Genomic DNA, 24,670 nt, shown 5'->3' on the forward strand with positions numbered 1-24,670 from the left:
TTTCGTTCGGAACACAGATTAGCCTGATCCGCCACCGGATTGCCAATCACCTGTTCAGTTTGAGGGCGGAAAAGCGGACAGTGCCCGCTCCAGTTCACCTGCCACGGCCCGGGCTGCTTCTGCGGGCGGGAGGTCGATGCCGAGATCACGCATGCAGGTCACCGGCAGGCCGGCGTACCCGCACGGATTGATCTGCGAGAACGGGGCGAGGTCCATGTCCACGTTCAGGGCCAGACCGTGATAGCTGGCCCCGCGGCGCACCCGCAAGCCCACGGAGGCGATCTTGGCGCCGTCGACGTAGACGCCGGGCGCCTCCGCGCGCGGGTAGGCGTCGACGTCGTGAGCGGCGAGCACGGTGACCACGGCGGACTCGAGGATGGACACCAGGCGGCGGATGCCGAGACCGCGCCGCCGCACATCCACGAGCACGTAGACAACAGCCTGGCCGGGGCCGTGATAGGTGATCTGGCCGCCCCGATCCACCGGCACCACCGGGATGTCACTGGGTTTGATGAGGTGCTCGGCACGCCCGTTAAGACCCTGCGTGAACACCGGGGGGTGCTCCAGCAGCCACAACTCGTCCGCCGTGGACGCCGTGCGTTCTTCCGTGAACTGCTGCATGGCGCGCCAAGTCGGTTCATAGGGAACCCGTCCGAGTTCCCGCCAGTGGATGTGGCCCGACGGGGTGTTCACAGCGTCATGACGACCTGGTCATCGGCATGCAGGCTCTGGTACACGGCGTCCAGCTGGCGCTTGCTGGTAGCGGTGACCGTCACGGTGACCGAGACGTAGGTGCCGCGACTGCTGGAGGCGGTACTCACCTGATCGTCGCTCACGTCAGGCACGTGCGCCCGCACCAACTCGAGCACGTGCAGCACGAATCCCGGATCCGCCGGACCCATGGCCTTGATGGGGAAATCGCAAGGGAACTCGAGCAGGGTTTCGTCGTCTTGGGTACTCATTGCGGGAGCCTGTCTGGCAAGTGCTACCCCCAGTCTACCAGCGTCGGTCGACGCTGGCAGACCGGGCAGGGGGTTACTGGAAACGCAGCATGATGTCGTCGATGACCCGGCCGAAGAAACCGCCCTCTTCACCGTCCTCGAGCGCAACCAGTGGGATCTCGGCGATGGTGGCATCGCCAATAGTGACTTCCAGCGTGCCCATCTCGTCGCCGCGTGAGATCGGCGCGACAATGGTGGAGCGCAGGTGCATGGTGGCTTCCATGTTGTCGTATTCCCTGCGGGGGATGGTCACGTAAAGCGGCTCGTGCAGGCCCACGGCGAGGGTGTCGCTTCCGCCGCGCCACAACTTCGGTTCGGCAAGGGCGGTGTCGTGGTCGTAGAGCCGATAGGTGCCGAAGAACCGGAAGCCGTAGCCGAAGAGTGATTGTGTCTGTTGCATGCGGTCCCGCGCGCTGTCGGTTCCCATGACCACGGAAATCAGCCGCATGTCGTCGCGCTCCGCCGAACTCACCAGGTTGTACCCGGCGCTCTGCGTGTGACCCGTCTTCAGGCCGTCCACGCTGTCGTCGCGCCAGAGCAGGGAATTGCGGTTGCGCTGCGTGATGTCGTTGAACGTGAATTCCCGCTCCGAATAGAACTGATAGAACTCGGGGAAATCGTCAATCATCGCCCGGGCCAGCAGGGCGATGTCCCGGGCTGTGGTGAGCTGGTCCGGGTCGGGCCAGCCGGTGGCATTGGTGAAGTTTGTGTTCTCCATGCCCAGTTGCTCGGCGTACTGGTTCATGAGCTGGGCAAACGTGTCCTCATTTCCGGCGACATGCTCTGCCAGTGCCACACTGGCATCGTTACCGGACTGGATGATCATGCCCCGGAGCAGGTCTTCCACCGCCACGCGGCGGCCGACTTCCAAGAACATCCGGGAGCCGCCCATGCGCCAGGCCTGTTCGCTAATGGGCACTTCCTCGTCGAGATCGAGCTGGCCTTCACTGATCTCGCTGAACACCACGTACGCCGTCATCAGCTTGACCAGGCTTGCGGGTTCGCGCTGCTCGTCCGGATCCCGTTCTGACAGGATCTGACCGCTGTCCTTGTCCATCAGGATGTAGCTCGGGGCTCCTATGGACGGTGGTGCCGGGGTCGGCACGGAGGGCCGGTCGGCCAGGGCAGAGGAGGCCGCCAGGAAAGGCAGGAGCAGCATCAGGGCTAACAGGCGCTGGCGCATGTTCATTTCATCCGGTTAAGAAGTTCTTGCCGGCCACCGAAGGCGGCCGCTTCAAAGGCGCGGCAGAGTAGCACGTCGGTCAGCATCCGCTGCAGTGTAACCCGATGACGACGCTAGAATCAGTTGGTGATGACGTGACTGTCGCGGAAGCCGGCATTCTGTAACGCATTGGCCGCCTCGTCCAGCGCTTCGCGGCTATCCATCGGGCCGACGCGCACCCTGTGGACGCCATCGCTTTCCGAGACTGCCACCGGACGGATGCCGTCCGCCGTCAAGCGTTCCTTCAGCGCCTCCGCGTTCCCCCGCTCGGAAAACGCACCCACCTGAAGCAGGTAGCCGGCGTCCGTGGCGCCGTTGTCCGCCGCATCCGACTCGGGTTCGTCGTCCTCCGCCGTTGGCCGATCGGGTACGTCCCGTGCCGATGCAGTGACAGCCGATTCCGAGGAAGGTTCCGAGGGCTCGGACTCCGCCTGCTGTTGCTCACCGCCGTTGTCCTCTGCGGTGGTGGGCGGATTGTCCGGGTCGAAGGTGTTGCTGAGCGTCTCGATCCGCACGGGCGCGGTGCCGTCGTCGACCATATCGATTCTATCGGCGGCGGCGTACGAGAGATCGATGATTCGGTTGTCGGCGAACGGGCCGCGGTCATTGACCCGAACGATCACCGACTTGTCGTTGTTCTGATTGGTGACCCGCACGTAAGTGGGCAGGGGCAGCTGCGTGTGGGCGGCGGTCAGCGTGTACATGTCGTACGGCTCGCCGCTGGATGTGCGGCGCCCATGGAATTTCTTTCCGTACCACGAGGCAATGCCCTCCTCGGTGAAACCGCGGGCGTCCTCGGACGACATCACCTGATACTGCTGCCCGAACACTTCGTACGTCGCCGGGTTGCCGTAGCGGCTGAGCGGTTCATCCTGGGGCTCGGGTTCGTCCAGGCCGCTCAGATCGGGCGGGGTGTCCGGGCCGTAGTCTGTATCGTCGTCTGGCTCGTCCAGGGGCGCGGTGGCGCATGCAGTGAGGAACAGGCCGAGTGCGGCGATGACGAGAAGGCGTGGCATCAGTCGGTCCCTCGTTGATCACGGATGGCCTCGGCAAGCTGGAACGCTGCCAGGGCATAGAGCGGGCTGTGGTTGTAACGGGTGATGACGTAGAAGTTGTAGAGCCCTACCCAGTGTTCCGTGCCCTTCGGGCCGTCGAGCTCCAGCAGCACCGCCTCTGCGTCATCAGCGTAGTCGGCTTCCGGCGTGACGCCAGCGGCACGCAGCTCGCCGATGGTTGTGGTCGGGCGCTGTCCGTCACCCAGGAAGGGCTCCGTATCCACGCCCTCTTCCACGTGAGCCGGCGAGGCAACCGGCTCGCCCGGGCGCCAGCGGTGCTCCCGGAAGTAGTTGCCGATACTGGCCAGGGCGTCCTCGGTATCGTTCATCAGGTCGCGCTGCCCGCTGCCGCTGCCGTCCACCGCGTAATGGCGGTAGCTGCTGGAAATGAACTGCGGCATGCCCATGGCCCCGGCGTAGGAACCGCGGATGTCGTGCGGGTCCAGCCCTTCCTCGTCGACAAGGAGCAGGAAGTGCTCCAGTTCGCTGCGGAAAAAGCTGGCGCGAGGCGGGTAGTCGAACGCGAGGGTGTACAGGGCATCCAGCACCCGGTGCTGGCCCGGATGCTGCCCGTAGCGGGTTTCCACGCCGACGATGGCGACAATCACCGCCGGATCCACGCCGAATTCGTCGTGTACGCCATCGAGAATGGCGCTGTGTTCGTTCCAGAACGTGACGCCTTCCTCGATGCGGTCGTCCTGCAGAAAGATCCGCTGGTAGCGATGCCACGGCAGCGCTTCTGCCGGCGAGCGAATGGCGTCGATGATGTCCTGCTGATGGCGGGCGTCGCCGAGCAGGGCTTCCACGTCCGACCGTTCGAGCCCGTGTTCGCTGGTGATGTCGTCGACAAATGCCTGGACGGCAGTGGCGTCAACGGTGTTGGGGGTGTCGGCGGCCGTGCCGGTGGTGGCGGCCAGGGCGGCCAGCATCAGGGTGACGCGGGTGGCGAGTCTGTGCATGAGGTCCACGTACTTCCAGTGTGATCGGTGGCGCTGACCACCGGGTGATCGTCGTGTTGCGGCGACACAATGGCGCTGCTCAGGACGCCCACATCTTCCGGTGGGAGTGTATCGACATGAGAATACCGAAGCCGGCCATCATCGTCACCATGGATGTGCCGCCGTACGACACCAGGGGCAGCGGCAGCCCGACTACCGGCATCAGGCCGGAGACCATGCCCATGTTGACGAACACGTAGACGAAGAAGGTCAGGGTAAGGCTGCCGGCGACCAGGCGGCTGAACGTGTCCTGGGCATTCACGGCGATATACATGCCACGGCCGATGATGAAGAGATAGAGCGCCAGCAGAAGCAAGACTCCCAGAAGTCCGAACTCCTCGGCGAATACGGCGAAGATGAAGTCGGTGTGGCGCTCCGGCAGGAACTCGAGTTGTGACTGGGTGCCGTTCAGCCAGCCGCGCCCGTAGATGCCTCCGGAGCCGATGGCGATGGTGGACTGAATGATGTGGTAGCCCGTGCCCAGCGGGTCCCGTTCCGGGTCGAAGAGGGTCAGGACACGCTGCTTCTGGTATTCCCGCATCAGGAACATCCAGAAGACCGGAGCCAGGGCCGCCATGGCGACTAGCACGGTGAGCATCAGGCGCCAGCGCAACCCGGCGAGAAAGAGCACGAAAAACCCCGATGCGCTGACGAGCAATGACGTGCCCAGATCGGGCTGCAGCACGATCAGTGCAGTCGGCATGGCGATGGCAATCGTGGCCAGGAGCACCTGGCTCAGCGTTGGCGGCAACGCGCGCATGCTCAGATACCAGGCCACCGCCATGGGGATCGCCAGCTTCATCAGCTCGGCGGGCTGGAAGCGGAACAGACCGAGATCCAGCCAGCGTTGTGCGCCCTGCCCGGTGGTGCCGACCAGCAGCACCAGCACCAGCATGACCAGGCCGCCGAGGAACACCCACGGCGTCCAGCGTCGAAGCGTGTCCAGGGGGATCTGCGCCATGACGATCATGCCGGCGAACGCCACGCCCATGCGGATGAGCTGGTTGTGGACGGCGTCCATGGACTGGTTGGTGGCGCTGTAGAGCGTTGCCAGACCGGCCAGGGACAGCAGCAGCAGGGCGGTGACCAGCGGCACGTCGAGATGCAGGAAGCGCTGCATGATGGACTGCCTCCCGCGCGGCGTCACCTGGCTCGCCAGCTCAGACATCGTCGGGCTCCGCCGTCACGTTGCGCAGGTAGGCGTCGATCACCTTCCGGGCGACCGGTGCCGCGACCGCGCCGCCGCCGCCGCCGTGCTCCACCAGCACGCTGACGGCGATGCGCGGATCGTCAGCCGGGGCATAGGCGGTGAACAGGGCGTGGTTACGCAGGCGCCTCTGAACCTCCTCCTCGTCGTACTCCTGATCCTGGCCGAGGCTGAAAACCTGCGATGTGCCCGTCTTGCCGGCGATCCGGTAGTTGATGTTGGTGTTGATGCCGCGTCCGGTGCCGCGGCTGGAATGCACCACGTCCACCAGCGACTCGTGCACCACATCCCAGAGCTCTTCCTGGGCCAGCGCGATGATCTGCTCCCGTTCTGGCACCTCGGTCTCGTAGGTCTCGCCGGTGCTCGCGCTGTGGACTGCGCGCAGAACCCGCGGCGGCGCGGCATGACCCCGATTGGCGAGAACCGTCATGGCGTGGGCGAGCTGCAGTGGTGTGCTCAGGAAATACCCCTGACCGATGGAAGTGATGATGGTCTCACCATGAAACCAGCCTTCACCGCGTGCCGCGCGCTTCCACTCCCGTGACGGCAGAATGCCCGTCCGCTCCCCGGGGATCCCTGCCCCGGTGCGCTGGCCGAAACCGAACCGCTCCAGGAACGCGGACATCCGGTCGATGCCGAGGTCGTAGCCCAGCTTGTAGTAGTACACGTCGCAGGATTGGCTCATGGCATCGGCGAAGTCCATGTCACCGTGACCCTGCCGGCGCCAGCAGCGCCAACGATGGTCGATGTCGTCGATGGAGTAATGGCCGGGGCAGAAAATCGTGTCTTCGGGGTCGAAGATCCCGGCCTCGAGGCCGGCTAGCCCGATAAACGGCTTGATGGTCGACCCGGGTGGATACTGGCCGCGCACGGCACGGTTGAACAGCGGCCGGTCTGGGTCTTCCTGTAGCGCGGCGTAGGTTGCGCGATCCACACCGTTGACGAAGATGTTCGGATCGAACGATGGCTTGCTGACCAGCGCCAGAACATCACTGTTGTGTACGTCCATCACCACGATCGAACCGGACTCGTCGCCCAGGGCGTCCTCGGCGGCACGCTGCAGGTGGGAGTCCAGCGTGAGTACCATGTCATCGCCCGGGTCGGGCGCCCGGCGCCCGAGTGGCTTGATGACCCGCCCCAGCGCGTTGGTCTCCACGCGCTCCAGGCCGGCGTGCCCGTGCAGTCGCTCTTCGAACTGGAGTTCGGTGCCACTCTTGCCGATGTGGCTGCTGCCGCCGTAGCGGCGTGTATCCACCCGTGCCAGCTCGCGCTCGTTAATGCGGCCGACATAGCCGATGGCGTGAGCGGCGTGCTCGCCGTGCGGGTAATGGCGGCTGAGTCGCGCCTCCACCTCGACGCCGGGGAAGCGGTGTCGGTTGGCGGCGAACGCGGCGACCTCCTTCTCCGTGAGGCGGACCTTGAGCGGCAGCGCCTCGAAATTGCGCGAGCGACTCCTGAGCTGGCGGAAGCGGTCGATCTCCGTGTCGGAGATGTCGATGGTGCGGGTCAGGTGCGCGAGCATGTCCTCCATGTCCTGGACCTGCTCGGGGGTGACCAGCAACTGGAAGTTCGGGCGGTTCTCCGCCAGCAGCACGCCGTTGCGGTCGTAGATGAGGCCGCGGTTGGGCGGGATCGGGACCAGTTTCACGCGGTTGGCCTGGGACAGGCTGGAGTAGCGCTGATGCCCCGCGACCTGCAGTTGGCCCATGCGGCCGCCGATCAGCCCCATGAGAACCAGTACGCCGGCGCCGGCGATGAAGGATCGCCGGGTGAACTGGCGCTTCTCCTGGCCCTTGTCATGGAGCTGGTTCTGGTCGGCGTTGCCGTTGCTGGCCATGGTTACTGCACACTGAAGCGGCGCCGCACGCCGCGCATGACAACAAATACCCAGGGCCACAGCAGCGTGCCCACCAGCGGCGGCAGCCAGTACGCGAGCCCGGGCGTGGGGCGGTCGGCCAGGCCGCTGATCCAGGCCTGGACCACGTGTACCAGCAGCAGCAGAAGCAATACGATCCCCGCCTGCTGCGGCAGTGGGTAGACGCGGATTCGTTGGTGCAGGTGGAGCACCAGGTAGGCCATCAACGCGTAGGCCAGCGCGTGCTGGCCGAGCAAGGTTGCCTGAAGGGCATCCTGACCGAGCCCGACCAGCCAGGCGAACACCACACCGACGCGATGGGGCACCGCCATGCACCAGTAGATCAGGACCAGCGCCGCCCAGGCGGGCCGTGCCGGCTGTGCCCAGTCAGGCAGCGGCATGATCGTCAGCGCGTACGCCACGATGATGCTGACGAAGATCACGCCACCCCCCTGGCGGGCCGCCAAAGCCATCAGCGCGCCTCCTCCCGGGCCAGATCCTCAAGCTCCTGGATCTCGTCCAGCTGCTCCATCTCGTCGTCATCCAGGTCCTCGTCCGGATCCTGGCGCTCACGCGTGCGCACCAGCAGCATCTCCCGGCTTCGGTCCAGTTGTGCCAGCGGCCTTGCGGTCACGCGGGCGAAGGCTTCCCCGGGCCGGCGCTCCACTTCCGTGATCTCTGCCACCGGGTAACCGCGCGGAAACCGCCCGGCAAGCCCGGAGGAGATCAGCAGATCGCCTTCCTCGACGTCGGCGTTGTTGGGCAGGTGGGGCAGGTCCAGCGCCTGGAGGTTGCCGCCGCCCACGGCGATGGACCGCAGCCCGTTGCGGTTGACTTCTACCGGAATCGCGTGGCTCGGGTCGGTAATCAGGCGTACCACGGCGCTGGAGCGGCTGACACTGTCCACCTGCCCCATGATGCCGTTGGCGTCGATGACCGCCTGCCCGGTACGGGCGCCGCTGCGCGTGCCCTTGTCCACCCGGAGCAGGTGTCGGTAGGGATCCAGGTCCACCCGCATGAGTTCGGCGATGAGCACCGATTCTTCCACCTCGTAAGCCGAACCCAGCAACCCCTGTAGCCGGATGTTCTCGCGCTCGAGCTGATCCAGCCGCTGCAGGCGCGCGTCATTGAGCAGTTGCTGGTCCCGCAGGCGGGCGTTCTCCTCAATGAGCGCCGAGCGACTGGCAAGCCGTTCGGCGGCGAAGCCGAACAGATCGAAAGGCACGTTGACGGCGTAGTGGACGGGGTGGACCGTCGTCTGAATAGCCGAGCGCACCGGTTCCGTCAGGTGCTGACGGTGGTCGAGCGACATGAGTCCGGCTGACAGCAATACCAGCAGGATCAGTCGCGTCGTCGCCGATGGGCCCTGAGCGAATAGTGGTTTGATGTCGCTGCCCGTCCGTCAGTAGAAGCTGTCATACACTTGCACCCGATACGGCTTCTGCCGCCGACCGGCCAGTGCCAACAGATTCGCACTGTCACGAGGAAATCGTCCGTGAATCAGTTCACTAGTACGAGGTCGAACGCTTCGGCAGTCGTGTATCGGGCCGTCAACGCGGCAGCCGGTTACTCGACGGTGAACAGGTCCAGACCCTGTTCGTCCATGAGTTCCAGTGCGCGGCCGCCGCCACGGGCTACGCAGGTCAGCGGGTCATCCGCGACCACGACCGGCAGCCCGGTCTCTTCCATAATGAGCCGATCCAGGTTGCGCAGCAATGCCCCGCCGCCGGTGATCACGATGCCGCGATCGGCCACGTCCGCACCCAGTTCCGGGGGCGTCTGCTCCAGGGCCGTTTTCACGGCACCGACAATGCCGGAAAGCGGTTCCTGAAGGGCTTCCAGGATCTCGTTGCTGTTCATGGTGAAGCTACGCGGCACGCCCTGGGCGAGGTTGCGGCCCTTGACGTCGATTTCCCGCACCTCGGTGCCGGGGAAGGCCGTGCCGATTTCGTGCTTGATGCGCTCGGCCGTGGATTCACCGATGAGAATGCCGTAGTTGCGGCGCACGTAGTTGATGATTGCCTCGTCGAAGCGGTCGCCGCCGATGCGCACCGATGCCGAGTAGACGATACCGTTCAGGGACAGCACCGCGACTTCCGACGTGCCGCCGCCGATATCCAGCACCATGGATCCGCGCGCCTCGTCCACCGGCATGTTGGCGCCGATGGCGGCCGCCCGGGGCTCCTCGATGAGGTACGTCTCGCGTGCCCCGGCGCCCACGGCCGACTCCTTGATCGCGCGGCGCTCCACCTGGGTGGAGCCGCAGGGAACGCAGACCAGTACCCGCGGGCTGGGCTTGAAGAAACGCGCTTCGTGCACCTTCTTGATGAAGTGCTGCAGCATCTTCTCGGTGACGGTGAAGTCGGCGATGACGCCGTCCTTCAGGGGCCGTATGGCGCGGATGTTGCCAGGCGTACGCCCGAGCATGTGTTTCGCCTCGATGCCGACAGCCGCGATGCTCTTGGGGCCGCCGTCACGATCCTGGCGGATGGCAACCACCGACGGCTCGTTGAGCACGATGCCCTGGCCACGCAGATAAATCAGCGTGTTCGCCGTGCCGAGGTCGATGGAGAGGTCATTAGAGAAGAGTCCACGAACGCCCTTGAACATTGCTGGGTCCCGGTATCCTGTCCCGATGAAAACGCCTGATTCGCGTCGGAATTTATTTCTGCGCGGCCGTCCCGTTCCGTCGGCCGCGGAATCATCGCGATGTCAAGCGCAAGAAGGCCGCTAATCTATCAGTGTGCCCAGGCGGCGGCAAGCGGAGGGATTGGCCTGAAACCCGCGAATTTCGGCGTTTGTGGACGTGTTCACGTTTGCGATCGAGCGGCGATTGGCCGACAATTCCGGTTTTCCCGAGAGCCGTTTCGAGGAAGCCATGTCCCTGAGTAACGAGCAAGTCACCGAGATCGCGCATCTCGCCCGGCTGCAGGTCGATCAGGCCGATCTCCCGGAGTATGCGCGCAATCTCTCCGACATTCTCTCTTTCGTTGACGCCATGAATGCCATGGAGACCGACAGCGTGGAGCCGCTGGCGCATCCGCTGGAGATGCCGCAGCGCCTCCGTGAAGATGCGGTCACGGAAGAGAACCAGCGCGAGCAGTTCCAGGCCGTCGCACCGCAGGTGGAAGCAGGCCTGTATCTGGTGCCGCGCGTCATCGAATAATCTCCAACCACTACGGGGCCGTCATCGTGTCCGAAACGAGCAAGACCGTTGCCGAACTGGCAGCCGGCCTGAAGGCCGGCGAGTACTCCAGCGAAGAGCTGACCCGCGACCGCCTGGCGCGCATCCGCGGCGCTGGTGCCGAGCTCAATGCCTTCGTCACCGTGACCGACGAGCAGGCGCTGGCCGCGGCCCGCGCCGCCGACCAGCGCCGCCAGGCCGGTGGCGCCGGACCGCTCACCGGCGTGCCCATGGCGCACAAGGACATCTTCTGCACGCGCGGTGTGCGCACCAGCTGCGGCTCGCGCATGCTGGACAACTTCGAGGCGCCTTACGACGCTCACGTGGTGGAGCGGTTCAACGACGCCGGGCTGGTCTGCCTGGGCAAGACCAACATGGATGAGTTCGCCATGGGGTCGTCCAACGAGACCAGTTTCTATGGCCCGGTGAAGAACCCCTGGGATACGGCTGCCGTGCCGGGTGGCTCGTCGGGCGGCTCCGCCGCTGCCGTGGCAGCGGGCCTGGTGCCGGCGGCCACCGGCACCGATACCGGCGGCTCCATCCGGCAGCCGGCGGCCCTGTGCGGCATCACCGGCCTCAAACCCACCTACGGCCGCGTATCCCGCTACGGCATGATCGCCTTCGCCTCCAGCCTGGACCAGGGCGGGCCGATGGCGCGCACGGCCGAGGACTGCGCCCTGCTGCTGGAGGGCATGGCCGGCTTCGACGCGCGCGACTCCACCTCCGTGGAGAGTCCGGTGCCGCGATACAGCGAGGCGCTGAACGGCGATTTGACGGGGCTGAAGGTCGGGCTGCCGAAGGAGTACTTCGGTGAAGGCCTGGACGGCGACGTGGCCCGCGTCATCGACGAAGCCATCGCCGAGTACCGCAAGCTGGGCGTGGAGTTCCGCGAGATCAGCCTGGCCAACACCGAGCTGGCCGTGCCGGCCTATTACGTGATCGCGCCGGCCGAGTGTTCCTCCAACCTCTCACGCTTCGACGGGGTGCGCTTCGGCTATCGCTGCGACGCCCCGCAGGACCTGGAAGACCTCTACAAGCGCTCCCGCGGGGAGGGCTTCGGCCCGGAGGTCAAGCGCCGCATCATGGTCGGCACCTACGCCCTGTCCGCGGGGTACTTCGATGCCTACTACCTGAAGGCGCAGAAGATGCGCCGGCTGATCAAGGACGACTTCATGAGCGCCTTCGACGAGGTGGACCTGATTCTCGGGCCCACGTCGCCGACGGTGGCGTTCAACATCGGCGAGCGCGCCGACGATCCGGTGAAGATGTACCTGTCGGATATCTACACCATTGCCGTGAATCTGGCCGGGCTGCCGGGCATTTCGGTGCCCGCCGGTTTCAGCGCCGGGCGCCCCGTGGGGCTGCAGCTCATCGGCAATTACTTCGACGAGGGCCGGCTGCTGAATGCCGCCCACCGGTATCAGCAGGTCACCGACTGGCACACCCGCGCTCCCGAGGCGTTCGCGTAAGAGGGTTTGACGACGATGGAATGGGAAACGGTCATCGGGCTGGAGATCCACGCCCAGCTCGCCACCCGCAGCAAGATCTTCTCCGGTGCCTCCACCGCCTACGGTGCCGAGCCCAACACCCAGGCCTGCGCCGTGGACCTGGGGCTCCCCGGTGTGCTGCCGGTGCTGAACAAGGGCGCGGTGAAGATGGCGGTGAAGCTGGGGCTGGCCACCGGCTGCACCGTTGCGCCGCGCTCCGTGTTCGCGCGCAAGAACTACTTCTACCCCGATCTGCCCAAGGGCTACCAGATCAGCCAGTACGAGCTGCCGATCGTCCATGACGGCGAGCTCCACATCGAGCTCGAAGACGGCACCACCAAGCGTATCGGCGTCACCCGGGCGCACCTGGAGGAAGACGCCGGCAAGTCCCTGCACGAGGGCTTCGAGGGGGTGACCGGCATCGACCTGAACCGCGCCGGTACGCCGCTGCTGGAGATCGTCTCCGAGCCGGATATCCGCTCGTCGGAAGAAGCTGTTGCCTACATGAAGAAGCTGCACTCGCTGGTGCGCTACCTCGGCATCTGCGACGGCAACATGCAGGAAGGCTCGTTCCGGTGCGATGCCAACGTGTCCGTGCGACCCAGGGGCAGCACCGAGTTCGGTACCCGCGCCGAGATCAAGAACGTCAATTCCTTCCGCTTCGTGCAGCAGGCCATCGACCACGAGGTCGAGCGTCAGATCGACCTGATCGAGTCCGGCGGCGAAGTGGTGCAGGAGACGCGCCTCTTTGATGCGGTCAAGGGCGAGACGCGCTCCATGCGCACCAAGGAAGAGGCCAACGACTACCGCTACTTCCCGGACCCGGACCTGCTGCCGCTGGAGGTGGACGACGCCCTGGTGGACGAGGCCCGCAGCGAACTGCCGGAGCTGCCGGATGCCAAGAAGCAGCGGTTCGTCGAGCAGTACGGGTTGTCCGCCTACGACGCCTCCGTGCTGACCGCCAGCCGGGAGTTGGCCGACTACTTCGAGGCCGTGGCCGATGCTGCTGGCGGCGAGGGCAAGCTGGCGGCGAACTGGGTCATGGGCGAGCTGTCGGGTGCGCTGAACAAGGCCGGCCTGGACATCACTGAAAGCCCGGTGACACCGGCGATACTGGGCGGCATGCTCCAGCGCATCACCGACGAAACCATCTCCGGCAAGATCGCCAAGCAGGTGTTCGAGGCCATGTGGAACGGCGAGGGCGATGCCGACACGGTCATCGAGGCCCACGGTCTCAAGCAGGTCACCGACACCGGCGCCATCGAGGCCATGATCGACGAAGTCATCGCCGCCAACCCGGATCAGGTGGCGCAGTACAAGGGGGGCAAGGACAAGCTGCTCGGCTTCTTCGTGGGCCAGGTGATGAAGGCCTCCAGGGGCAAGGCCAACCCCGGGCAGGTCAATGATCTGCTCAAGAAGAAGCTGGACGGCTGAGGCATGAGCGCCACTCCTGATCAGTTGCACCGGTTCGTGTTCGAGCACGCCAACGTGCGTGGCGAGCTCATCCACTTGGACCGCACCCTCCAGGACGTGCTCGCGCGGCGGCAGTATCCCGATGCGGTGACCCGCCTGCTGGGCGAGGCGCTGGCGGCGTCGGGACTGCTGTCGTCCATCCTCAAGTTCAGGGGGTCGCTGATCCTGCAGCTGCAGGGGCAGGGGGCGTTGCCCATGCTGGTGGCCAGCGCCACCCACGAGCAGGATCTGCGCGGGATCGCGCGTCTTGCGGAAAATGCGGAAGCCCCGGCCACCGGCACGCCGTTGAACGCCGTGTGCGAGCAGGGTTACCTGGCAATCACCATTGACCCGGACGATACCGATGACCGCTACCAGGGCATCGTGCCCCTGGAGACGGAGCGTCTGGGCGAGGCGGTGGAGAACTACTTCTCACAGTCGGAGCAGTTGCCCACCCGGGTCTGGCTCGCCTGTGACGGGAAGCAGGCCGCCGGCCTGCTGATGCAGCGCCTGCCGGGGGATGCCGGCGAGGACGCGGATGCGTGGAACCGCGCCGAGCACCTGGCCGCCACCATCACCGAGCAGGAGTTGCTGGAACTGGGGCCGCGGGAGATCATCGGTCGGTTGTTCCACGAGGAGGACATCCGCTTGTTCGAGCCGGGCCGGGTGCGCTTCAACTGCCACTGCTCAAGGGAGCGGCTGGCGGGCGTGCTCCAGGGCTTCGGCTACGACGAGGCGCGGAGCATCATTGCCGAGCAGGGGGAGATCGAGGCCAGCTGCGAATTCTGCGGCCACACCTACCGCTTTGATTCGGTGGACGTGGAGCAGTTGTTCAGTGATGGCGGCATCGCACCGCCCGACGACACCCAGCACTGAGCGATCATCCCCGTCCGCCGCATACCTGGCACGCGGGGTCCCGTTCCACCGTGAAACTCCGCCACTCGCCGGTGCGCGCGTCCCAGAGCGTGAACCGGCCCGTGGCCGGTGTGCCGAAGCCGGTGATCAACCGGATCGCCTCGGTGGCCTGCAGACTGCCGATGACACCGACCACCGGCCCGAGCACACCCGTCTCGCTACAGGTCTCCTGGGGCGTGTCGGCGTCCGGCGGGAACAGGCAGGCGTAGCATGGCCCGTCCTCCAGATCCGGCCGGAAGACCCCCAGTTGGCCTTCGAGCCGGATCGCGGCGCCGGAGACCAGCGGCGTGCCCGTCGCCACGCAGGCGGCATTGACCGCGAAGCGGGTCTCGAAGTTGTCGGTCCCGTCGAGCACCACGTCCGCGGCTGCAACCGCCTCGTGCAGCCGGTCCCCGTCCAGGCGTTCTTGGATGAGTTCGATCCGCGGTGCAGGGTTGAGCGCGTGCAGCCGGTCCCGTGCCGACTCCGCCTTCGGACGGTCGAGATCCGGTGTGCCGTGGAGAATCTGCCGCTGCAGGTTGGTGAGGTCCACCTGGTCGTCGTCCGCGAGGACGAGGGTGCCGACACCGCTGGCGGCCAGGTACAGCGCCGCGGGGGAGCCCAGACCGCCCAGGCCGACGATGAGGATTCTGGCCCGGGACAGGGCCTCCTGGCCCGCCATGTCCACGTCGGGCAGCATGATCTGGCGGCTGTAGCGCAACAGGTCCGCATCATCCATCGGCATCACTCCCCTGCAGGCAACCCCGGGTGAACCGGTCGCGGCCGTGCTGGTCGCGAAGGGTGTCAACCGCGCTGAAGCCGGCTTCCGTGAGCAGCGCGCGGGTGCCCTGACCCTGGCGGTGGCCGTGTTCGAGCAGCAGCCAGCCGCCGGGAATCAGGTAGGTCGGGGCTGCTGCTGCGATCCGCCGGATTGCATCCAGCCCGTCAGGCCCGGCGAGCAAGGCGCCGGCCGGTTCGTGGGCGGCCACGGCCGCATCCAGCTCCGGATCACCCACCGCCACGTAGGGTGGATTGCTGACAATGAGATCAAAGCGGCGTCCACCCAGCGGCGCAAACCACTCGCCCTGGTGCCAGTCCACGTGCAGCCCCAGCCGGTCGGCGTTCGCCCGAGCGACGGCCAGTGCGTCGGTGCTGGCGTCCACCGCCGTGACCGTCCAGGCTGGCCGTTCCGACGCCAGTGACAGCGCGATGGCCCCACTGCCGGTACCCAGGTCGACGACGCTGACGGGCGTTCCGGCTGGCGCCAGAGCAAGGGTGTGCTCCACCAGCTCCTCGGTCTCCGGGCGCGGGATCAGCACCCGTTCGTCGACCGTGAGCTCCAGGGCGCGGAACGGCTGTGTTCCGATCAGGTAGGCCAGCGGGATGCCGCTGCGTCGCTTTGCCACCAGGCCGCGAAAGGCGGTGGCCGTGGCCGCGTCCAGCGGTTCCTCGGCGGCGCCCCGGAGCTGCGCACCGGATACGCCCGTGACGTGCATCAGCAGCCAGTCGGCTTCGCGGCCGTCAAGGTGCTGGCGCGCATCCCGGAGCAGGCTTGCCGGCGTGGCGCTCACCGGTCAGATCCAGCCGAGCCCGCGCGCGGTCAGGGCCCGCTCCTCCAGCAGCACGGGGATGCCATCCTCCACCAAGTAGATGCGTTCGCCGTTTTCGGTGATCAGCGCCTCGGTGACCGGGCCGGTCACGGCCGTGCCGTCCTGATACTGTGCGCGGCCCTCCTCGACGGCGGCGTTCAGCGCTTCGAGTCGGTCCCGGGAGAGCGGTTCCAGCGGAATCTTGGTGACCGGACAGCAGAGAATGTCCAGCAGTTTGCGGTCGACGGCCATGGTCTTGCCTCGCAGCAGTCAGCGTATGTCGGATATCCCGTTGCCGCCGGCGCGGTGCCGGCGTGACGCCGTTCATGATAGCGCGCCGGCCGGCCGCAACACGAGCGCGGGCTGCTTCGTGGCGGCGCATTGCGGCGCCGTGGCTCAAGAATCCGCGCGCGGTGCCGTTCAACTGGGTAACGAAACTGGGAGCCGGGTCATGGATCTGTCCGCATTTCGCCCCGTGGAACGGGAGTCGAGCTACGATGTCTGCGCGTTCTGCCGCCGTGGCGCCGAGCAGGTGGATGAGCTGGTGGCGGGCCACGATGCCGCGATGTGCGGCGACTGCGCCGCGGTGCTGCACGACGAAGTACGGGAGCAGCGGCAGGCGTGGCTGCGGGACCGGATCCGAAGCCTGCCCGCGCCGGCCCGGATCCACGGCTGGCTCGACGAGCGCGTGGTGGGCCAGGAGCAGGCCAAGCGCGTGCTGGCGGTGCAGGTCCACAATCATTACAAGCGCCTGGCCCTGCGCGGCATGCACGACACCGGCGTGATGCCCGGCAAGGCCAACGTGCTGCTGACCGGGCCCACGGGTAGCGGCAAGACCCACCTGCTGCGGACCCTGGCGCATTGCCTGGACGTGCCGTTTGCGGTTGTGGATGCCACGACCCTGACGCCCGCGGGACACGTGGGGGAGGGGGTGGAGAGCATCGCACAGGCGCTGCTGCGCGACTGTGACTGGGATCCGGCCTGTGCCGCCCGCGGGATCGTCTACATCGACGAGATCGACAAGCTCGGTGGTGCGGACGCGGACGGTAACGGCGTGGCCGTACAGCAGGCGTTGCTGCAGTTGCTGGAGGGGCGGCGGCTGCCGGTAACGGGGCCCCGCGGCGGGCGCCTGAGCATGCATACCCGGGATGTGCTGTTCGTGGCGGGCGGCGCGTTCACGCAAGCGGTGGATACCGCCTCGCCGGGGCCGGGGTTCGTCAGACCGGCGGTCGCCGGTACCGGTGACGATCCGGCGTGCTGGCTGCTGCAACAGGGGCTGATTCCGGAGCTGGTAGGCCGCTTTCCCGTCCATGCTGCACTGGACGCGGTGGACGTCCGCGCCATGCGACGGTTGCTCGTGGAGCCGCCGGACGCCCCACTTCGCCAGATGGCGGCGCTGGTGGCCGACGAAGGCAGCGAGCTGCAGGTGACCCCGGGAGCGCTGGAGCAGCTGGCGTGCAACGCCGTTGCGCGGGACACGGGGGCGCGCGGGCTGCGCGGCGAGGTGGAGCGGGTGATGCTGGACGTGCTGTTCGAGCTGCCGGCGCGGGCGGATGTGGAGCGGGTGGTCGTGGATGCGGTGGATGGCGACGTCCGCGCCGTGTTCCAGGCCGTTCAACGGGCGGCATGTTGATCATTAGTAGTCCCGATACGTAGCCAATCCCGTCGCGGCTCGCTACCATACCGGGTTCCGTAACGCCTTTGGAATTCAGGTGAACCCCTATGGTCGATCCAGTTGCCGTCAATGGCTCCGTCGACGACGTCAACGTCGTCTCTCAGGAGCTCCTGCCCACCCCGGAAGAGGTGCACCGTCACCTGCCCCTGACCGAAACCGCACGGGATACGGTCGTGGTCGGGCGCAAGTGCGTGGAGGAGATCCTCGATCGCAAGGACCCGCGCATCTTCATGGTGATCGGGCCATGCTCCATCCATGACGTCGAGGCTGCGCGGGACTACGCCCGTCGCCTGAAAGCTCTCGCCGACGAGGTCAAGGACTCCATCTTCATCGTCATGCGGGTCTATTTCGAGAAGCCGCGCACCACCGTTGGCTGGAAGGGGTTCATCAACGATCCGCACATGGATGACTCCTTCCGCATCGACGAGGGCCTGCACAACGCCCGCGAGCTGCTGCTGGAGTTCGCCGAAATGGGGCTGCCGACCGCCACCGAAGCGCTGGATCCGATCACTCCGCAGTACATCTCGGACCTGATCACCTGGACCGCCATCGGCGCGCGCACCACCGAGTCCCAGACTCACCGGGAGATGGCCAGCGGCCTGTCGACGCCGGTCGGGTTCAAGAACGGTACCGACGGCAACCTCACCACGGCCATCAACGCCCTGCATTCGGTTGCGAATCCGCACAGCTTCCTGGGGATCAACTACCAGGGGCAGTGCTCCATCGTACGCACGCGGGGTAACCGGTACGGCCATCTGGTGCTGCGTGGCGGTGGCGGCAAGCCCAATTACGACTCCGTGAGCGTCGCTCTGTGCGAGAAGGAGCTGGCGGATGCCGGGCTGCCTCAGAATATTGTCGTGGACTGCAGCCATGCCAACAGTAACAAGGATCCGGCGTTGCAGACGCTGGTGCTGGATAATCTCGTGAATCAGATCACGGAAGGGAACCGGTCCTTGGTTGGCATGATGGTGGAGAGCAATATCAACTGGGGGAACCAGAAGCTCACCGATGATGTCTCCGACCTGCAGTACGGGGTTTCCATCACCGATGCATGCATCGACTGGGAAACCACCGAGCAGGCGGTGCGCGACATGGCGGAGCGGCTGCAGAGCGTCCTGTCGGAGCGCACTGGGTGAGTCAACGGGTTTTGCGCCGCTCCAGCCACGCTGATATAAAGACAGCAAGGCCGGATGGCGCGAGCGGCCGACAACGTCGGCCGGAGATGATGATGGGGTGCGTGAGCGTGCAGCCCCGACTCCCGATGCCCTGGCAGGGATGAATAGGTCGGGATGCCCCGGGAGGGGCATGAACGATGGAGGAAGTCAGTGATGAACGACAAGAACAGAATGCCGGTTGAAGACTTTGCGCCGTACCAGGCGAAGGACGGCGAAGAGTACATGAGCACCGAGCAGCTGGAGCACTTCCGGCAGCTGCTGATGGCGTGGAAGCGGCAGCTCCAGGAAGAGGTAGAGCGCACCGTGCACCACATGCGTGACGACGCCACCAACTATGCCGATCCGGCGGACCGCGCAACCCAGGAAGAGGAGTTCGCGCTGGAGCTTCGCACCCGCGATCGGGAGCGGAAACTCATCCGCAAGATCGACCAGACGCTGGAAGCGATCCGCAAGGATGACTACGGCTTCTGCGAGCAGTGCGGAGTGGAGATCGGGCTGCGCCGACTCGAGGCGCGCCCCACGGCCACGCTGTGTATCGACTGCAAGACCCTGGAAGAGATCCGGGAGAAGCAGCGCGTCGCCTGACTGGGTGCTGCTGCGGTCGGTTTTCGCGGGTCGTCACGTGTGTGGCGGCCCGTTTGCGTTGCGGGTGAAGCGACAAGGTGGCTGGTTAATGTTATCATATTGCATTAACTGATCAGCCAGATGAATCGCCTGCCATGTGCCCGTTGATACTCCGGCGCGCCGTCGCCGCGCTCGTATTGTGCTTTCCTGTCGCCGTGCTGAGCGCCGTCCCGGTGACGGTGAGCGTGCCGCCCCAGGCCTACCTGGTGGAGGCGATCGGGGGCGACCGGGTCGAGGTTTCCATCATGATCGAGCCGGGCCAGTCGCCCCATACATTCTCCCTCTCGCCGCGGCGGATGATGGCCCTTGACGATGCCCGCGTGTATTTCAAGGTCGGGCACCCGGATCTCGCCTTCGAGCGGCGCTTCGTCCAGCATGTCCAGGATGCGCGCCGCGACGTGCGGGTGGTGGATCTGGCGGACGGCGTGGAGCTCATGGCCATGGATGATCATGCGGATCACCACGACCACTCCCACGGCGAGACGGATCCACACCTGTGGGTGTCGCCCCGGATCATGAGGTCGGCGGCGGAGCGGGTTGCCGATGCGCTGACCGAGGTCGATCCGGATGGTGCCGAGCACTACCGCGCCGGCCTCCAGCAGTTCCAGAGCGATGTTGATGCACTGGACGACGAACTCCAGACCCTGTTCGGGCAGCTGGAACGGCGCCGGTTCGTTGTGAACCACCCTGCCTGGGGGTATCTGGCTCGGGATTACGGGCTCGAACAGGTGGCCATCGAGTCTGGTGGCCGGGATCCGTCCCCGGCGGAACTGGCCCGATTCATCGACGCAGCCAAGGACGAGGGCATCGACGTGATCTTCGTCCAGCGCGGTTTCTCCGAGCGCAGTGCCAATACCATCGCCCGCGAGATCGATGCAGTGGTGAAGGTGGCCGACCCCCTGGCGCAGGACTGGCTGAAGAATCTCCGCGAAATCGGAGCGGCCATCCGCGAGGCCGTGGACTCATGAGCGTCACCGCGGATGCCGGAACGGTTCTGGAGGTCAGGGGGCTCACTTTCGGCTACGAGCGCGAGGCGGTGCTGCAGGACGTGGATCTGCGTATTGGCCGACGCGATTTCCTTGCCATTATTGGCCCCAACGGGGGCGGCAAGACCACGTTGTTGCGACTGATTCTCGGGCTGGAGACGCCCTGGCGGGGGATGGTGCGGTGGCCGACAGGCATTCGTCCGGGCGACATCGGTTTCGTGCCCCAGTTCTCCACGTTCGACAAGAACTTCCCGCTGCGGCTGCGGGATACCGTGCTCATGGGCCGACTCGGCCGCGGCGGGCTGCTCGGGCGGTACGGCAAGGCGGACCACCGCGCCGTGGATGCCATTCTCGAGCGGCTGCACCTGTCGCAGCGGGCTGCTTCGCCCATTGCTGACCTCTCCGGCGGCCAGCTTCAGCGCGCGTTGATCGCCCGGGCCCTGGTGGGGGAGCCTCGGATTCTGTTGCTGGATGAGCCCACCGCTTCCGTGGACGCGGAAACCCGGCAGGTGCTGGGGCAGGTGCTCGAAGAGCTCAATCGCGACATCCCGGTCGTGGTGGTGACCCACGACATCACCGCGTTCGCATCCCAGGTCCGGCAGATCGCCTGCGTCAACCGGCAGCTCTACTACCATGGTTCGGGGCAGCTCAGCCACGCCGACCTCGCCGAGGCCTACGGCTGCCCGGTGGAGCTCATTGCCCACGGTGTGCCGCACCGGGTGCTGCATGACCACTCCGAGGATGCGGTGGGATCATGAGCGAGCTGCTGACCCTGCTGAATTACGAGTTCGCCCGCAACGCCCTCATGGCGGCGGTGCTCGCGAGTGTCCTCGCCGGCACCGTCGGCACGTTCGTCGTCGTGAAACGGCTGGTGTTCATTGCCGGGGGGATCAGTCACGCGGCGTTCGCCGGGCTGGGGTTCTGCTACTGGCTGGGCGTGGAGCCACTGGTGGGTGCCGTCGTGGTGGCCGTGCTGGCGGCGCTGCTGCTGGGCTGGCTGGGCGAGCATCGGGCCCGCTCCCAGGATGCGCTGATCGGGGTGCTGTGGGCCGGCGGCATGGCCACGGGGATCGTGTTCATTCACCTGACACCGGGCTATGCGCCGAATCTCATGACCTACCTGTTCGGTGACATCCTCACGGTCACGCGCGGCGACGTGGTGCTGCTGGCGCTGCTGACAGTGGGGGTCGTCGCCGTGATGGCGCTATTCTACCGCACGCTGGTGGCCGTGGCCTTCGATGAAACCTTCGCCGCCGTTCAGGGCACGCCGGTGAAGTGGATGACGACGCTGCTGCTGGTGCTGGTGGCGCTGTCGGTGATCATGTTGATCCAGGTGGTGGGCATCATTCTGCTTATCGCCCTGTTCACCATTCCGCCCATGATTGCCCTGATGCTGGCGCAGCGGTTCCTCATGGTGCTGGTGGTCGCCGTTCTCGCGGGGCTGGTGACGTCCACTGGTGGGCTGGCCGGCTCTTACTGGCTGGACCTGCCCTCGGGGCCCGCCATCGTGCTGTTCGGCATCGCCGTCCTGGTGCTGGTCCGCGTCGGGACCGTGCTGCGGGAGTCGCGACTTCTGCGTGACCGCGAGCGGGCCTAGGCCGTTGCGCCGCGCGCCAGTGATGCGAGCTGATCGGCCTGGTGCTCCTGAATCAGCGGCCCGATCACCGGATCCAGATCCCCCTGCATGACGGCTTCCAGCTTGTACAGGGTCAGGTTGATCCGGTGATCGGTCACCCGACCCTGAGGGAAGTTGTACGTGCGGATCCGCTCCGAACGGTCGCCGCTGCCCACCAGTGACCGGCGCTGCTCGGACTGCTCCGCCTCCTGCTGCGAGCGCTGCGCATCGGTGAGGCGCGCCTGCAGGAACGCCAGCGCCTTGGCGCGGTTCTTGTGCTGGGAGCGTTCTTCCTGGCATTCCACGACGATGCCGGTGGGCAGGTGGGTGATGCGGATGGCCGAGTCGGTCTTGTTCACGTGCTGGCCACCGGCGCCGGACGCCCGGAAGGTGTCCACCTTCAGGTCGTTGCTGTTGATCGCCACATCCTCGAGTTCGTCCGCTTCGGGGAGGACCGCGACCGTGCACGCGGAGGTATGGATCCGCCCCTGGGATTCCGTCTGCGGCACGCGCTGGACGCGGTGGGCGCCGGACTCGAACTTCAGGCGCGAATAGGCGCCGTCGCCGATGAGCCGCACGATGATCTCCTTGTAACCGCCCTGTTCCCCGTGGCTTTCGTTGATCACCTCCATGCGCCAGCCCTGGGTCTCGGCGTAGCGCGCGTACATGCGGTAGAGATCGCCGGCGAACAGTGCCGCTTCGTCCCCGCCGGTGCCGGCGCGGATCTCCAGAAAGATATTGGCGTCATCGTTCGGGTCCCGCGGCAGCAGCAGAATCTCCAGCTCGCGCTCCAGCTCTTCCAGGGCGGTGCGCGCGGTCTCTGCCTCGTCGTCTGCCATGGCCCGGATCTCTTCATCGCTGTCCTGGCGCATGGTCTCGGCGGAGGCCAGCTGCTCCTCCGCCGCATGGAACCGCCGGAACGTGTCCACGAGCACTTCGAGCCGGGCGTACTCCCGGGAGAGGTCGCGGAACTGCCGCTGGTCCTGGATGACCTCCGGCTGTGACAGCAGACCGCTCAGCTCCTCGAAACGGTCCTGCAACTGCTCCAGCCGGGTGCGAATGGATTCCTTCAACGGTGATGCACCTTCGTTGCCTCAGTTCTGATCGTCGTCGGTCCCGAGCAGGAACCGGCCCTGTTCCAGCAGATCGGTGCGGCCGTTCTCGCTGGCTTCCCGCAGACGGACCGTGGGCTGGTGCAGCAGCCGGTTGGTCAACGTGTGCGCCAGGTACTCCAGCGCCGCGTCCGGGTCCTCGCCGCGGGCCAGGCGGCGCCTGGCCCGTGCCAGCACCTCGTCCCGGTGCGCCGCACCCTGGTCGCGGTAGCGCCGGATCACCGGGACCGAGTCCAGGCTGCGCAGCCATTCCTGGAACCGCTCCACCTGCAGATCAATGATCTCTTCCGCCTGCTGCGCGGCGTCCTGGCGGGAGCGCAGGTTCTCCTGGATGACTTCCTGGAGATCATCCACGGTGTAGAGGTAGATATCGTTCAGATCGCCCACTTCCGGCTCGATATCCCGGGGCACGGCGATATCCACCATGAAGATCGGCCGGTGCTTGCGGCGCTTCAGCGCCCGCTCGACGCTGCCCTTGCCCAGAACGGGTAGCTGAGCGGCCGTGGAGGCGATGACCACATCCGCCTGTTCGACGTAGTCCGGCAATGAACCCAGCTCAATGGCCTGTCCACCGTAGCGGTCGGCGAGATCCCGTGCCCGCTCGCGGCTGCGGTTGGCGACGATGAACTGCCGCATGCCCTGGTCGTGCAGGTGGCGGGCTGTCAGCTCGATGGTTTCGCCGGCGCCCACCAGCAGCCCGGTGTAACCGGTGAGGTCGCCGAAGATCTGCCGCGCCAGGGTCACCGCCGCGAAGGCAACAGAGACCGGGTTGGAGCCGATGCCTGTCTCCGTGCGCACCTGTTTCGAGACGGCGAAGGCATGCTGGAACAGCCGGTCGAGCACCTGCCCCAGCGTGCCGGCGTTCATGGCGTCATTATAGGCGGCCTTGGTCTGGCCGCCGATCTGCGGTTCGCCCAGCACCAGGGAGTCCAGGCCGGGCGCCACCCGCAGCAGGTGGCGTACCATGTCCGCGTCCTGGTGCATGTAGAGATAGGGGCGGAGCCACGCGGGATCCACGGCGTGGGATTCCGCCAGCCACTGCAAGACGGTGTTGGGCGAGGCGTGTTCGCCCAGCACGGTATAGATCTCGGTGCGGTTGCAGGTGGAGATCAGCGCCGCCTCCCGGACGCCGGCACGGGTCTTGAGCCCTTCCAGCGCACGCCCCACCTGCGCCTCGTCGAAGACAAGCCGCTCTCTCACCTCAAGAGGTGCACTCTTGTGACTGAGTCCAAGGGTGAACAGTGGCATCGATGATCCGGACGTATCCGCGGGCATGGGCTGTCCCGGCTGGCGTATCGGCTGATGCCGTCATGATACAGCACCAGGCCTCGCAACTCGCACCGTAGCAGGCCGGTTGACCCCGCCGGAGCGAGGGTGGCCGTGAGGCGTGCAGATTGTCGGGAATTCGCGACTGGAATACAAGGTGTGGTTGCTGCCCCGGTGGCCCACCCTGTCTCGGTCGCGGGCGGGCGGGTATAGTAGGTGACGGATTGCACTCGGAGGTGGCGCGGGAGCGCACTGGTGAGGAACAGGGGGCGA

General features: G+C 66.2%; 25 protein-coding genes. 10 read left to right on the forward strand and 15 right to left on the reverse strand.

Annotation, left to right across the window (positions count from 1 at the left end):
• Nucleotides 1-54: 54 nt before the first annotated feature.
• From lipB to ACNSTU_RS06740, 10 genes are all read right to left on the reverse strand, one after another.
• Nucleotides 55-693, reverse strand: a complete 639-nt coding sequence (gene lipB, locus ACNSTU_RS06695; protein WP_418212189.1) for a lipoyl(octanoyl) transferase LipB — start codon at nt 691-693, stop codon at nt 55-57.
• Nucleotides 690-962: a YbeD family protein gene (locus tag ACNSTU_RS06700; RefSeq protein WP_290633809.1), complete on the reverse strand. Its 273-nt coding sequence runs from the start codon at nt 960-962 to the stop codon at nt 690-692. The genes lipB and ACNSTU_RS06700 overlap by 4 nt, the downstream gene beginning before the upstream one ends.
• A 73-nt stretch (nt 963-1,035) precedes the next feature.
• Nucleotides 1,036-2,184 (reverse strand): D-alanyl-D-alanine carboxypeptidase family protein, encoded by a 1,149-nt coding sequence (locus tag ACNSTU_RS06705; RefSeq protein WP_290633811.1) that lies wholly within the window; start codon nt 2,182-2,184, stop codon nt 1,036-1,038.
• Between the two features lie 119 nt (nt 2,185-2,303).
• Nucleotides 2,304-3,239, reverse strand: coding sequence for a septal ring lytic transglycosylase RlpA family protein (locus ACNSTU_RS06710; protein WP_290633813.1), 936 nt, complete (start codon nt 3,237-3,239; stop codon nt 2,304-2,306).
• Nucleotides 3,239-4,237: a lytic murein transglycosylase B gene (gene mltB, locus ACNSTU_RS06715; RefSeq protein WP_290633815.1), complete on the reverse strand. Its 999-nt coding sequence runs from the start codon at nt 4,235-4,237 to the stop codon at nt 3,239-3,241. The genes ACNSTU_RS06710 and mltB overlap by 1 nt, the downstream gene beginning before the upstream one ends.
• A gap of 79 nt (nt 4,238-4,316) precedes the next feature.
• Nucleotides 4,317-5,444 carry a rod shape-determining protein RodA gene (gene rodA, locus ACNSTU_RS06720; RefSeq protein WP_290633817.1) on the reverse strand — a complete coding sequence of 376 codons (1,128 nt, stop codon included), beginning with the start codon at nt 5,442-5,444 and terminating at the stop codon, nt 4,317-4,319.
• Nucleotides 5,437-7,320 carry a penicillin-binding protein 2 gene (mrdA, locus tag ACNSTU_RS06725; RefSeq protein ID WP_290633819.1) on the reverse strand — a complete coding sequence of 628 codons (1,884 nt, stop codon included), beginning with the start codon at nt 7,318-7,320 and terminating at the stop codon, nt 5,437-5,439. The genes rodA and mrdA overlap by 8 nt, the downstream gene beginning before the upstream one ends.
• 2 nt (nt 7,321-7,322) lie before the next feature.
• Nucleotides 7,323-7,811: a rod shape-determining protein MreD gene (gene mreD / locus ACNSTU_RS06730; RefSeq protein ID WP_290633820.1), complete on the reverse strand. Its 489-nt coding sequence runs from the start codon at nt 7,809-7,811 to the stop codon at nt 7,323-7,325.
• Complete coding sequence (gene mreC, locus ACNSTU_RS06735) at nt 7,811-8,725, reverse strand: rod shape-determining protein MreC (RefSeq protein WP_290633858.1); 915 nt, start codon at nt 8,723-8,725, stop codon at nt 7,811-7,813. Before mreC ends, mreD begins: the two co-directional genes overlap by 1 nt.
• Nucleotides 8,726-8,904: 179 nt before the next feature.
• A complete protein-coding gene (locus ACNSTU_RS06740; protein WP_091645919.1) occupies nt 8,905-9,948 on the reverse strand; it encodes a rod shape-determining protein in 1,044 nt (347 codons plus the stop codon).
• Nucleotides 9,949-10,216: 268 nt separating this feature from the next.
• On the opposite strand from ACNSTU_RS06740, the gene gatC reads away from it, so the two are divergent.
• Genes gatC through hslO form a run of 4 tightly spaced genes read left to right on the forward strand, consistent with a single transcriptional unit; the run spans nt 10,217 to nt 14,337 of the window.
• Nucleotides 10,217-10,504, forward strand: a complete 288-nt coding sequence (gatC, locus tag ACNSTU_RS06745) for an Asp-tRNA(Asn)/Glu-tRNA(Gln) amidotransferase subunit GatC (RefSeq protein WP_290633860.1) — start codon at nt 10,217-10,219, stop codon at nt 10,502-10,504.
• 26 nt (nt 10,505-10,530) lie between these two features.
• A complete protein-coding gene (gene gatA, locus ACNSTU_RS06750) occupies nt 10,531-11,991 on the forward strand; it encodes an Asp-tRNA(Asn)/Glu-tRNA(Gln) amidotransferase subunit GatA (RefSeq protein ID WP_290633825.1) in 1,461 nt (486 codons plus the stop codon).
• Nucleotides 11,992-12,006: 15 nt separating this feature from the next.
• Nucleotides 12,007-13,443 (forward strand): Asp-tRNA(Asn)/Glu-tRNA(Gln) amidotransferase subunit GatB, encoded by a 1,437-nt coding sequence (gatB, locus tag ACNSTU_RS06755; protein ID WP_290633827.1) that lies wholly within the window; start codon nt 12,007-12,009, stop codon nt 13,441-13,443.
• 3 nt (nt 13,444-13,446) lie between these two features.
• Nucleotides 13,447-14,337, forward strand: coding sequence for an Hsp33 family molecular chaperone HslO (gene hslO, locus ACNSTU_RS06760; protein WP_290633829.1), 891 nt, complete (start codon nt 13,447-13,449; stop codon nt 14,335-14,337).
• A gap of 4 nt (nt 14,338-14,341) precedes the next feature.
• On the opposite strand, the gene ACNSTU_RS06765 is transcribed toward hslO, so the two are convergent.
• Genes ACNSTU_RS06765 through ACNSTU_RS06775 form a run of 3 tightly spaced genes read right to left on the reverse strand, consistent with a single transcriptional unit; the run spans nt 14,342 to nt 16,196 of the window.
• Nucleotides 14,342-15,094, reverse strand: coding sequence for a HesA/MoeB/ThiF family protein (locus ACNSTU_RS06765; RefSeq protein ID WP_418212190.1), 753 nt, complete (start codon nt 15,092-15,094; stop codon nt 14,342-14,344).
• Nucleotides 15,087-15,926, reverse strand: coding sequence for a peptide chain release factor N(5)-glutamine methyltransferase (gene prmC / locus ACNSTU_RS06770; RefSeq protein ID WP_290633833.1), 840 nt, complete (start codon nt 15,924-15,926; stop codon nt 15,087-15,089). The genes ACNSTU_RS06765 and prmC overlap by 8 nt, the downstream gene beginning before the upstream one ends.
• Nucleotides 15,927-15,929: 3 nt before the next feature.
• Nucleotides 15,930-16,196 carry a Trm112 family protein gene (locus ACNSTU_RS06775; RefSeq protein ID WP_290633835.1) on the reverse strand — a complete coding sequence of 89 codons (267 nt, stop codon included), beginning with the start codon at nt 16,194-16,196 and terminating at the stop codon, nt 15,930-15,932.
• A 199-nt stretch (nt 16,197-16,395) separates the two neighbouring features.
• On the opposite strand from ACNSTU_RS06775, the gene ACNSTU_RS06780 reads away from it, so the two are divergent.
• The 6 genes from ACNSTU_RS06780 to ACNSTU_RS06805 all read left to right on the forward strand — a co-directional run bounded on the left by ACNSTU_RS06780 (nt 16,396) and on the right by ACNSTU_RS06805 (nt 22,001).
• Entirely contained in the window at nt 16,396-17,577 is a 1,182-nt protein-coding gene (locus ACNSTU_RS06780) for an AAA family ATPase (RefSeq protein ID WP_290633836.1), read from the forward strand.
• A gap of 89 nt (nt 17,578-17,666) precedes the next feature.
• A complete protein-coding gene (locus tag ACNSTU_RS06785) occupies nt 17,667-18,755 on the forward strand; it encodes a 3-deoxy-7-phosphoheptulonate synthase (RefSeq protein ID WP_290633838.1) in 1,089 nt (362 codons plus the stop codon).
• 192 nt (nt 18,756-18,947) lie between these two features.
• Nucleotides 18,948-19,379, forward strand: coding sequence for an RNA polymerase-binding protein DksA (dksA, locus tag ACNSTU_RS06790; protein ID WP_290633840.1), 432 nt, complete (start codon nt 18,948-18,950; stop codon nt 19,377-19,379).
• A gap of 134 nt (nt 19,380-19,513) precedes the next feature.
• Nucleotides 19,514-20,386, forward strand: a complete 873-nt coding sequence (locus ACNSTU_RS06795) for a metal ABC transporter solute-binding protein, Zn/Mn family (protein ID WP_290633842.1) — start codon at nt 19,514-19,516, stop codon at nt 20,384-20,386.
• A complete protein-coding gene (locus tag ACNSTU_RS06800; RefSeq protein ID WP_290633844.1) occupies nt 20,383-21,162 on the forward strand; it encodes a metal ABC transporter ATP-binding protein in 780 nt (259 codons plus the stop codon). The genes ACNSTU_RS06795 and ACNSTU_RS06800 overlap by 4 nt, the downstream gene beginning before the upstream one ends.
• Nucleotides 21,159-22,001: a metal ABC transporter permease gene (locus ACNSTU_RS06805; protein ID WP_290633846.1), complete on the forward strand. Its 843-nt coding sequence runs from the start codon at nt 21,159-21,161 to the stop codon at nt 21,999-22,001. Before ACNSTU_RS06800 ends, ACNSTU_RS06805 begins: the two co-directional genes overlap by 4 nt.
• On the opposite strand, the gene prfA is transcribed toward ACNSTU_RS06805, so the two are convergent.
• Both prfA and hemA read right to left on the reverse strand, forming a co-directional pair.
• Entirely contained in the window at nt 21,998-23,092 is a 1,095-nt protein-coding gene (gene prfA, locus ACNSTU_RS06810) for a peptide chain release factor 1 (RefSeq protein WP_290633848.1), read from the reverse strand. The two genes, ACNSTU_RS06805 and prfA, sit on opposite strands and share 4 nt — an antisense overlap.
• 21 nt (nt 23,093-23,113) lie before the next feature.
• The gene (hemA, locus tag ACNSTU_RS06815; RefSeq protein ID WP_290636689.1) at nt 23,114-24,379 is read right to left on the reverse strand and encodes a glutamyl-tRNA reductase; all 1,266 of its coding nucleotides are present in this window, start codon (nt 24,377-24,379) and stop codon (nt 23,114-23,116) included.
• Nucleotides 24,380-24,670: the final 291 nt, after the last annotated feature.

It is taken from the genome of Aquisalimonas sp. APHAB1-3, assembly GCF_048323695.1.
Lineage (GTDB): Bacteria > Pseudomonadota > Gammaproteobacteria > Nitrococcales > Aquisalimonadaceae > Aquisalimonas.

Coding starts and splice junctions, on each gene's coding strand:
- ACNSTU_RS06700 (WP_290633809.1), bottom strand. CDS start 962: ATGAGTACCCAAGACGACGAAACCCTGCTCGAGTTCCCTTGCGATTTC.
- ACNSTU_RS06705 (WP_290633811.1), bottom strand. CDS start 2,184: ATGCGCCAGCGCCTGTTAGCCCTGATGCTGCTCCTGCCTTTCCTGGCG.
- ACNSTU_RS06710 (WP_290633813.1), bottom strand. CDS start 3,239: ATGCCACGCCTTCTCGTCATCGCCGCACTCGGCCTGTTCCTCACTGCA.
- mltB (WP_290633815.1), bottom strand. CDS start 4,237: ATGCACAGACTCGCCACCCGCGTCACCCTGATGCTGGCCGCCCTGGCC.
- rodA (WP_290633817.1), bottom strand. CDS start 5,444: ATGTCTGAGCTGGCGAGCCAGGTGACGCCGCGCGGGAGGCAGTCCATC.
- mrdA (WP_290633819.1), bottom strand. CDS start 7,320: ATGGCCAGCAACGGCAACGCCGACCAGAACCAGCTCCATGACAAGGGC.
- mreD (WP_290633820.1), bottom strand. CDS start 7,811: ATGGCTTTGGCGGCCCGCCAGGGGGGTGGCGTGATCTTCGTCAGCATC.
- ACNSTU_RS06740 (WP_091645919.1), bottom strand. CDS start 9,948: ATGTTCAAGGGCGTTCGTGGACTCTTCTCTAATGACCTCTCCATCGAC.
- gatC (WP_290633860.1), top strand. CDS start 10,217: ATGTCCCTGAGTAACGAGCAAGTCACCGAGATCGCGCATCTCGCCCGG.
- gatB (WP_290633827.1), top strand. CDS start 12,007: ATGGAATGGGAAACGGTCATCGGGCTGGAGATCCACGCCCAGCTCGCC.
- hslO (WP_290633829.1), top strand. CDS start 13,447: ATGAGCGCCACTCCTGATCAGTTGCACCGGTTCGTGTTCGAGCACGCC.
- ACNSTU_RS06765 (WP_418212190.1), bottom strand. CDS start 15,094: ATGGATGATGCGGACCTGTTGCGCTACAGCCGCCAGATCATGCTGCCC.
- ACNSTU_RS06775 (WP_290633835.1), bottom strand. CDS start 16,196: ATGGCCGTCGACCGCAAACTGCTGGACATTCTCTGCTGTCCGGTCACC.
- ACNSTU_RS06780 (WP_290633836.1), top strand. CDS start 16,396: ATGGATCTGTCCGCATTTCGCCCCGTGGAACGGGAGTCGAGCTACGAT.
- ACNSTU_RS06785 (WP_290633838.1), top strand. CDS start 17,667: ATGGTCGATCCAGTTGCCGTCAATGGCTCCGTCGACGACGTCAACGTC.
- dksA (WP_290633840.1), top strand. CDS start 18,948: ATGAACGACAAGAACAGAATGCCGGTTGAAGACTTTGCGCCGTACCAG.
- ACNSTU_RS06795 (WP_290633842.1), top strand. CDS start 19,514: ATGTGCCCGTTGATACTCCGGCGCGCCGTCGCCGCGCTCGTATTGTGC.
- ACNSTU_RS06800 (WP_290633844.1), top strand. CDS start 20,383: ATGAGCGTCACCGCGGATGCCGGAACGGTTCTGGAGGTCAGGGGGCTC.
- ACNSTU_RS06805 (WP_290633846.1), top strand. CDS start 21,159: ATGAGCGAGCTGCTGACCCTGCTGAATTACGAGTTCGCCCGCAACGCC.
- hemA (WP_290636689.1), bottom strand. CDS start 24,379: ATGCCACTGTTCACCCTTGGACTCAGTCACAAGAGTGCACCTCTTGAG.